Genomic DNA, 8,468 nt, shown 5'->3' with positions numbered 1-8,468 from the left:
TTGGGGTTGTAAGCCGGAACCCCGGATTTTTCTGTCCCCAGACAGCGCGGTACCTGTCACCCAAACGAGCGGTTAAGTGATGATCGAAAAATGAGAAATTTACCGTCAAAAATCGTCACATAACCCGTAACTTATTCAACGTTGCAAAAATGTGAGTAGCTTTAGCTTTGATGACGGAATTTTCTGGTGTTCCAGCTTACACCCCCAAGTTGGAGCGTACCCGTACGGTACACTTCGTGTCTTGACCAACGGCCGCTTTCGGCCAGAACCGGTCACTCAGACGCGCCGATCCGTTTAAAATATTGGCTCAGGCTAGGTTGCTCCGCCAGCCCGGTGTCGTCGGTGCAAACCAGATGAAAATTTATAGGACTCGATTCGTGGTTACATTTGTTCACGCACGAAAAATTGCCGAGGCATGGGTTGATATTCTGACGGACGGGCATGCCGCCATCGACAGGTCAAAAACCAAGACAAAACCATATGGTTGGCTGTTCTGTTGGAATAGTAAAAAATACCTCGCAGATCCAACCAACGATATGGAGGCGCTTGTCGGGAACGTTCCAATCTTTGTTGATCGCGTGAATGGTGAAGTCCTGTGCGCTGGTCCTGCTGGCATCGATTGGTTTGCCCAATATGAGGCTTCTATTCCAAAGGCAAGGCTTTTAATGACGCCAGAACTCCCAGTTTGGGGCGATTCGGCGTAGTGGGCCGAATCAAATCTGGCGAGCTCGCGGATTGCATAGATTACCCGTACCGTCCCAGCCGCTCGATCGCGTGCAATCGGCCACGAGCCGCCGTTCGTACTTTTCGGCTTGCCCATCGATATGGGGTAGGGTAAGGATTCGTGCGTAAATGAGTAACAGGCAGTGCCAGAAAAGAAAGATCGCGGGCTTGAACCTTGGTTTGATTTTCTTAATGAGTTTTCTTGTGCTTTTTGTGCATCAAATGGGGTCGCTTTTGACCGCAAGATAAACGCTCGTTTTTCTTGCACTTGCAGCGGAGCCTTCAACCACAGGGCTTTCCAAGATCTTACTCATTTACGCACGAATCCTTACACTACCCCAACAATGCGTTTAGTTTGTCTTCTGGGGTCATGCGGCCTCCTTGGAGTCCAGCCAGGCGTATGCCTGATCTTCGGCATCGGAATAGGCGAGTTTCAAAGCATCGGCTTCATTTTCGGCAAAATCCGATGGTGGGAACACTCCGCCGCCCACCTCGACGTCGTCCTCAAGGAGGCGCAGCCGCCAACCGCCGCCGACCTCGACCGAGCGCGGGATGATTTCGTAGCTGTACTTCATTGGGTCACCTCGCTAAGACGGTGCTTTTCCAGTTCATCCCTGTTCTGTTGCTCTACGCTGGTGACACGCCGACGGTACTCTTTGATGAACAACACCCGGTCGCCTTTGAAAAACAAAGCGGGGTTTGTCCAGAATGCTGTAGGCCCTTTCGGAGACAGGAATTTTTTTTCTAGTAGCTCTTTAAGCCCCCGCTGGAACGTCTTTTCGGACATGCCTACATCCCGGCCCTCGATGCCATTTCCAAACCAGAACAGATTCACGTGGTCAGCGTAGCCCTTGCTCATTGGCGTGCGTTGGTACTCTTCTAAGATGACTTGAAATACCCGGTGTGCCGTCTTGCCCAACTCGTAAGCCGCAGCGGCACCAGCCGCAAACACCTTGACGAACTCTGCGTCGTCTTTCTCTTCAATCTGATGAATAGCTGCCACTCCCACAACCTCACCAGTTGCCGTGTTTATTAGCTCTTCAGATCGCCCTGAACGCACGTAGCGACGCTTAGTGGTGACTTGTTGAGGTTCCACGAGAGGGTTAATCGTCGGCGAATATTCCAACTTACGCAGGTTGATAGAAGTCTTAAGGGACATTATGGAATCTCTTTTTGTCTTTTGTAAGTCCACATGATGGATCATCAAAAGACAAAATACAAGACTTTTTTGTCTCGCCATGTCCTGATACTGTCTTTCGAGGTCCTGATCTTGTCTCGACGGCGTAGACCCCATGCGGGTTTCAGACGTTTGCTTCTCACTCTATGTAATAGACGAGTATTTTTAGACTGCGCTTCGCGCACAAGGAGGGACTGAAAAGCGTGACTCATCGGGTTGTGGCCGGTCACGCTGGGGGCGTGCCGGATTGGCGCGCGCGCCTTCGGCGTCGGCCATTCCGTCCAGTTCGGGGCCGTCGCCCCTCCAGGACGTGCCGATTGCCGCCCTCTACCGTGTCCTCGATGCGCCGGTTGGTTTGGCTTGTAGGGTGGTGGGGTTGATTTTGGGAGAGAAATCTCTCCAAATTGTGGCGGTCGGGGTGACGGCCAGCAGTCACGCGGCTGCTGTGGGCAGAGTGTGTGCAAGCTGTGGGCAGGGCGTGGGCAACGGGTTTACCGTTGTCCATCCCTGTCCATGGCTTGTGCACACGTTCCGAAGGACTGTCCACAGCTAGCTTTACGCAGCCTGGTGTGTAGTCGGTGTGACATTGACGTAAAAAGCTACGGCCTGACCTATCACATCTGCTAGGTCGATGCCTTGGCGAGTAGGGCATCGCCAACATGTTCTCCCCATCTAGTTAGCTTTTGAGCTTGCTACCCTCCGGCCTAGCCGAAGTTGATGCGTGTCGTCGTTCAGTTTCGAGGATGGTTAAGCTGGTTTCGTAGAGGCACGTCATTAAATTTCCGGGTTCCAGAAACCCCTTGTGTTTCCAAAAGCTGACGCTAGTCTATCTAGCAATAACAGACACCTCTTCGACATGTCGAAGAGTGCTACAAAGTAGCTTTGGTCCCTGATGTATCATGAAGAATCGTCAAGATTGCTTTGCACATCTGCGGTTTCAGGCTTGAGGAGTGTTTTTATGTTGCATCACTTTTTGGCTAACAACCGTGACGAACTGGCGAAAAGGTGCCGTGTCAAGGTAGGGAATCGTCCCGGCCGTTCAGCGACAGAAGTACAGCTTCAAGACGGTATTCCTTTACTTATCGATCAATTGATCAGAACCCTCCGAGTTGAACAAAGTTCCGAACCACTCAAAAGTGAGTTGATTTCTGGCCCAGCGGGTGGCGGCGTTGCGCTTTCAGAAGTGGGTGCCTCAGCTGCTCAACACGGGAAAGACTTGCTGGGACTAGGACTAACTGTGGATCAGGTTGTGCACGACTATGGTGATCTTTGTCAGTCAATCACGGATCTAGCTGTCGAGCGTGATGCTCCTTTTTCCGTTGATGAGTTCCGTACTTTAAATCGCTGCTTGGACAATGCCATTTCCGATGCTGTGACGGAATTTAGCTTTCAAAGAGATGCCCTTCAAGTAGCTAAAAATGCAGAGGAAAATAATCGACGGATGGGGTTTTTCGTCCACGAGCTTCGAAATCTGCTAGGAACGGCTTCACTCGCTTTTGCAGCCGCTGAAGCAGGCAATCTCAGCTTGACGGGTGCTACTGGTTCGATCCTCAAGCGTAGTCTCAGTAGCCTTCATAAGCTTATTACGGCCACAGTAGAAGATGTGCGTATATTCGAACCTGATGGTACGGTGTTGGACTCTTTCTCTCTTGCTGAGTTCATCGCAAAAATTTACGACGGCGCTACGTTATCTGCAAAAGCATACGGTTGCTCACTTCGTATGCTTCCGGTTGATATTGATCTGGCTGTCCGAGGTACGCAGGATTTGCTAATCGCCGCTGTAGCTAACTTGCTGCAAAACGCTTTCAAATTTACACAGCCAGGTTCAGAAGTGTTGTTAACGGCTTACGCGCAAGGTGATCGAATACTCATCGACGTAAAAGATCATTGCGGTGGTTTGAAGGTAGGGACTACTGAGACAATTTTTTTGCCTTTTTCCCAGGTTGGTACAGATCGCACAGGAATCGGATTAGGTCTTACCATCGCAAGAAAAACTGTCGAAGCCAACAAAGGCACCCTTACAGTCCACAATATTGAGGGCATTGGTTGTGTCTTTACGGTTAATCTACCTCGCCACAGCATGCCTACTTGATAGGGTTGGAAATTCACTCATAATGCGACTTTCTCATTCACGGGAAGGTCAAATAGAGCACGATCATCCGCCCGAGTAAGTTGCTGACTCATCATTTCGAGCATTTTGTCTTTAGGCCATTCTCCACGCTCGACCTTGGCGAGAATAGCGGCACCGACAAGAATTTTTCGGCGGGTATCAGCTGCCCGGTTTTGCTTGCTCTCTGCTGCTTTGGCCCGTGCTTCCACTTTCTGTTTCAGCGCTTTGGCCTGCTTGAGTTTTTCTTCTAGGTCCGTGACCCGTTTTTGTGCTTTTTCAATGTTAGCTGTCATTTGGCGCTTTCTTGGTTTTCGTGGTTGGTTTTTTCTTTGGTCGTTCTTTGGAACGTGTCACAAAAATTGGTAGCTCTAGTATGCCCTGGTCTCTCTCGGAGAGGAAGTTGACCTTGACTGGCAGAGCTGGCTTTTCCGGTGTCTTTTTTGTCATGATGTTTGTCTCTGCCTTTGTTGGTCGATGTGGACCATTTTAGCGGCGTAATCCCACCCCGTAAAGCCAGCTATAATGGAGCGGCGGAATGACCCGTCGAAGAGCGGAAGCGAATAGCAAGGGCGCACTTAGGAGTTGGCTACGCCAACTCGTGCGGTCTCTGCGCGACAAAGACGAAAAAGTACAAAATGGCAATCTACCACCTCAGTGTGAAAGCAATATCGCGGTCAGCCGGTCGTTCTTCGACCGCCGCCGCCGCCTATCGCGCTGGGTGTGAGATTACCGACAAGCGCACCGGCGAGGTTCACGATTACACCCGTAAGGGCGGCGTCGAATCTGCCGACATCGTTTTACCGGATGGTGCGCCAGAGTGGGCGACCGACCGGGCCAAACTATGGAACGCCGCCGAACTTGCCGAGAAGCGCAAGGATGCTTGTGTGGCGCGTGAGTTCGAGGTGGCTTTGCCGTCCGAGCTTTCCCCCGCCGAGCGGAGGCGGCTGGCTCTGGACTTTGCTAAGGACATGGCGAACCGTGAAGGGTGCGCGGTGGATGTTGCCCTCCATGCCCCCGGCAGGGAGGGCGACAACCGCAACCACCATGCCCACATCCTGCGCACCACTCGCAAGGTGGAAGCGGATGGAATGGGCGCGAAGCTGGAAACCGAAAAGGCAGGGCGCAAACGCTCCGAAGACCTCGAAGCCGTGCGGGCACGTTGGGCCGACATGACGAACGAGCGCCTACGTGAAAACGGTATAGCGGCCCGCGTCAATCACCGCAGCCTTGAGGCACAGGGCATCGACCGCGAACCGACCAAGCACCTCGGGCCAGCGGCCAGCGGGTACGAACGCCGGACAGGGCAGCCAAGCGACAAGCGCATCCAGCAGGAGCGCGAAGCCGTTGAGCAACTGACCAAAGCCAAAGCAGCGGGCGAACTGGAGAGGCAAAGCCGCCAGCTCGACCGCCTCATTCTCGACCTGTCGGGCGACCTCAGCGCGGCCAAGGCCGAGCGCGACCGCCAGCCAACGCCGGAAGTGAAGCAGGCCGCAGCATCTGGCGTGGCTGACTTTCGGGCGCAGTTCGAGCAAGCCAAGCTGGCCGAAGCCGGGAAGCAGCAGGCACGGCAAGCCTTCGAGCAGTTCAAGGCCGAACAGCAGGCGCAGCAGCGGCAAACCGAGCTTGCCAAGGAGCAGGCAGCGCAGGCACTGGCGAAGCAGCGCGAGGAAGCCGAGCGAAAGCAGCAGGCCGAGCGGGCACCGAAGCCCAAGATCGACCGGGGCGGGCCGTCGCTAGGATAGTGTCAAAAAAAACATACTGATGTTTCATTTTATTATTTTTGACTATACAATTCAGTCATATAGATAAAACGAAAGGCGCAAAATGAAGGACTTAACCATTGAGCGATTCGCGGGCCTCGTTCGTACGGCCAGCGTGCACCGCGTGTTCCTGACCCCTTACCCCGCCATCGACGGCGGCGGTTGGTTCCTCGACGTGGACCACTCCGACCACGGACTGACGCGGCAGGTGCAAGCGCAGCGGAACGGTGTGCGGGTGTTCAAGTCGGCAGATACGGCCATCAAGGCGCTGCACGAGTGCAGCTATGCCGGTTCGGTCGTCGTCGTGATGAAACCAGAAGGGGGCAAGTGATGGACGCACAGCAGCAGCTATTCGGCCTCATGACCGTGGCAGAGGAACACCAGAAGGCAGTCAAGGCCGCCATCGACGGGCTGGCCGCAGAGCGGGCAGCACTCGTCAAGGAACGCGTCGCCGTGGCTCAGGCAGCGGCCAGCGTGGCCGGTGTGGCCGGCGACGTGAAGCGAGCCGCAGCAGAGGCCATCCCAGCCATGCAGAAGGCCGCAGGAGAGGCTGTAGGCGCTTCGGTGAGGCAATCCCTTGCCGGGGCCTCAGAAATCGCGACAAAGGCTCTTGGAGAGGCTGCACAGCCCGTTATCGATAGCCTGTCGGGTGTGGTGAAGACCGCATGCGAAGCGGAAGGCTCGATGCGCAAGGCGGGCGCATGGTTCGCTTGGAAGTGGGTCGCCGTGGCCGCTGGCGGGTTAGTGGGTGTATGCCTAGTGGCGTATGCCTCACTGGCGTGGCAGTTGCACCAGGTCAGCAGCTTACGCGATGAGAAGGACGCGCTTGCCGCCGATGTGGTACAGATGCAGGCCAACGTGTCGGCATGGGAAAAAAAGGGCGGGCGCATCACACTCGAAAGTTGTGACGATTCCGGCAAAAGCCGTCTGTGCATTCCGGTCAGCACAAATCAAGGGAAGGGGTACGAGGACTACAAAGCGCCGTTCAACAACGCTAAGTCCGGCGTCCAGTACGTGATTCCAAGAGGGTACTGACCGATGAAAAAGCTAAACGACTTGCTGGTACGCATCCCCGAGATACAGGCGCGGGCGAAGCAGCGGACCGAGCGTGAGCCATTGCCCGGCAAGCCGTTGCCCAAGAACGTGGTGCAGCTCCCGCTATGGCCGGAGCCTGTCCGGGCCGTGCCGAATGGCTTCCTACGGTCGGCCCTGTTCGGTGCGATCGGCAAGGGCAAGCGGCGCTACATGCAAGGCGAACTGGTGGCCGCGGTCGATGGCGTGGAGATCCGCTACACCGGCCAGCGCCTTGACCAAGGCGACCTCGACGTATGGGAAAGCGTGCTGCATGCCGTGCGCCTTCAGGAGCTTGGCGGGCAGTGCCGCGTCACGTCCTATGCCTTTCTGAAGCTCATGGGCAAGACCGACACCGGCAGCAACCGGGCGACGCTACAGACGCGCATCGAGCGACTGCGGGCCAATGCGCTAACGGTGAAGCAGGGCCGTTACAGCTACATCGGCGGCTTGATCGCCGGAGCGGCCAAGGATGAGGACACGCAGGAATGGGTCATTGAGCTGGACGCGAAGATGCGCCCATTGTTCGCCGCCGACCAGTTCACGCAGATTGAATGGGCGGTGCGCCACGCGCTGAACGGCCAGCCGCTGGCCCAATGGCTGCACGGCTTCTACGCCACTCACGCCAAGCCGTTCCCGATGAAGGTTGAAACGCTGTTGAGCCTGTCGGGCAGCGAGAACACAGAGCCGCGTAGTAGTCGGCAGAAGCTGCGCAAGGCGCTGGACGCTTTGACGGACGCCAGCGCGACCTACGGCGAGGGGTTCGGCTACGACATTCGCGGCGACCTCGTGCACGTGCAAAAGCGAGCCAGTGGGCCGCAGCGGAGGCACTTGGCCAAGCTGGCCAGCAAACCCCGGAAGCCTCGCGGCTGATACCGTTCCAGCAACCCCGCCGTACCGTCGTAGCGGATGCGCCGTACCGTCGTAGCGGATGCGCCGTACCGTCGTAGCGGATGCGCCGTACCGTCGTAGCGGATGCAATATCAACAGGCTGAACAGGTCGCAAAGCCGCGCCAGTGCTGGTTTTCAGCCTTTGTCAAAAACCAAGCTAATCAGGTTTTAATCCTTTCTTAATCACCCAGCGACTTCGCCGGGAGGGTGAAACCCTCCCCCGTACCGGCTTCCACCGCAAAAAGTGCCCCATTCTTTCTATAAAAAGAAGAACTACGTGCACGAGAGCGCACAGGAAAAATCCACGAAAACCGATGCGCGACGGCAATCGTGTCAAGCGATATTCAGTGACACGACCGGGAAATGTGCCCTAATAGAACCGGGAAATGTGCCCCATCCTTTCTATAAGAAGAAACAGAAGAAACAGAAGAAACAGTAAACCTTAGAAACACTCGCAACGCTGCGCGTGTAGCTCGTACTGCACTAGGCCCCCTGAGGGGCAGAGAGACCCCCGCGTAACGCGAAGGTCGGTGACCGGATTCGCAGACCTTCGGCGGGATACGCCCTGCCCTACGGGCACACCTACCGGTGCGGGGGCTACCGCCTCACCCCGGCTTGCCGGGGCTTCGGGCACCTGCTCACCGTGATCGCCAGCCGAAACCCCGCGCCCTCTCGGGACGCGGCAGCTGACTCGATACCGGGTCGCAGATTCAGCTAACCCCAGCGTGTAGGTGTT

General features: G+C 55.8%; 9 protein-coding genes. 6 read left to right on the top strand and 3 right to left on the bottom strand.

Annotation, left to right across the window (positions count from 1 at the left end; all coding sequences use genetic code 11):
* Positions 1-377: 377 nt before the first annotated feature.
* Entirely contained in the window at positions 378-704 is a 327-nt protein-coding gene (locus PO883_RS33225) for a YrhB domain-containing protein (RefSeq protein ID WP_289313597.1), read from the top strand.
* 387 nt (positions 705-1,091) lie between these two features.
* Here PO883_RS33225 and PO883_RS33220 read toward each other — a convergent pair whose 3' ends face one another.
* Complete coding sequence (locus PO883_RS33220; RefSeq protein WP_289313596.1) at positions 1,092-1,298, bottom strand: hypothetical protein; 207 nt, start codon at positions 1,296-1,298, stop codon at positions 1,092-1,094.
* Positions 1,295-1,882: a replication/maintenance protein RepL gene (locus tag PO883_RS33215; RefSeq protein ID WP_289313595.1), complete on the bottom strand. Its 588-nt coding sequence runs from the start codon at positions 1,880-1,882 to the stop codon at positions 1,295-1,297. The genes PO883_RS33220 and PO883_RS33215 overlap by 4 nt, the downstream gene beginning before the upstream one ends.
* A 976-nt stretch (positions 1,883-2,858) precedes the next feature.
* On the opposite strand from PO883_RS33215, the gene PO883_RS33210 reads away from it, so the two are divergent.
* Positions 2,859-3,992 (top strand): sensor histidine kinase KdpD, encoded by a 1,134-nt coding sequence (locus PO883_RS33210; protein ID WP_289313594.1) that lies wholly within the window; start codon positions 2,859-2,861, stop codon positions 3,990-3,992.
* A gap of 17 nt (positions 3,993-4,009) precedes the next feature.
* On the opposite strand, the gene PO883_RS33205 is transcribed toward PO883_RS33210, so the two are convergent.
* Entirely contained in the window at positions 4,010-4,303 is a 294-nt protein-coding gene (locus PO883_RS33205; protein ID WP_289313593.1) for a mobilization protein, read from the bottom strand.
* A gap of 342 nt (positions 4,304-4,645) precedes the next feature.
* Here PO883_RS33205 and mobQ point away from each other — a divergent pair, with 342 nt between their 5' ends.
* The 4 genes from mobQ to trfA all read left to right on the top strand — a co-directional run bounded on the left by mobQ (position 4,646) and on the right by trfA (position 7,714).
* A complete protein-coding gene (mobQ, locus tag PO883_RS33200; protein ID WP_289313592.1) occupies positions 4,646-5,752 on the top strand; it encodes a MobQ family relaxase in 1,107 nt (368 codons plus the stop codon).
* Positions 5,753-5,834: 82 nt separating this feature from the next.
* Positions 5,835-6,101, top strand: a complete 267-nt coding sequence (locus PO883_RS33195) for a hypothetical protein (RefSeq protein ID WP_289313591.1) — start codon at positions 5,835-5,837, stop codon at positions 6,099-6,101.
* Positions 6,101-6,805, top strand: a complete 705-nt coding sequence (locus PO883_RS33190; protein ID WP_289313590.1) for a hypothetical protein — start codon at positions 6,101-6,103, stop codon at positions 6,803-6,805. Before PO883_RS33195 ends, PO883_RS33190 begins: the two co-directional genes overlap by 1 nt.
* A gap of 3 nt (positions 6,806-6,808) precedes the next feature.
* The gene (gene trfA / locus PO883_RS33185; RefSeq protein ID WP_289313589.1) at positions 6,809-7,714 is read left to right on the top strand and encodes a plasmid replication initiator TrfA; all 906 of its coding nucleotides are present in this window, start codon (positions 6,809-6,811) and stop codon (positions 7,712-7,714) included.
* The last annotated feature ends 754 nt before the right edge of the window (positions 7,715-8,468 follow it).

The organism is Massilia sp. DJPM01 (genome assembly GCF_030348125.1).
Lineage (GTDB): Bacteria > Pseudomonadota > Gammaproteobacteria > Burkholderiales > Burkholderiaceae_D > Telluria_A > Telluria_A frigida.
This window is presented reverse-complemented; position numbering and strand designations above follow the sequence as displayed.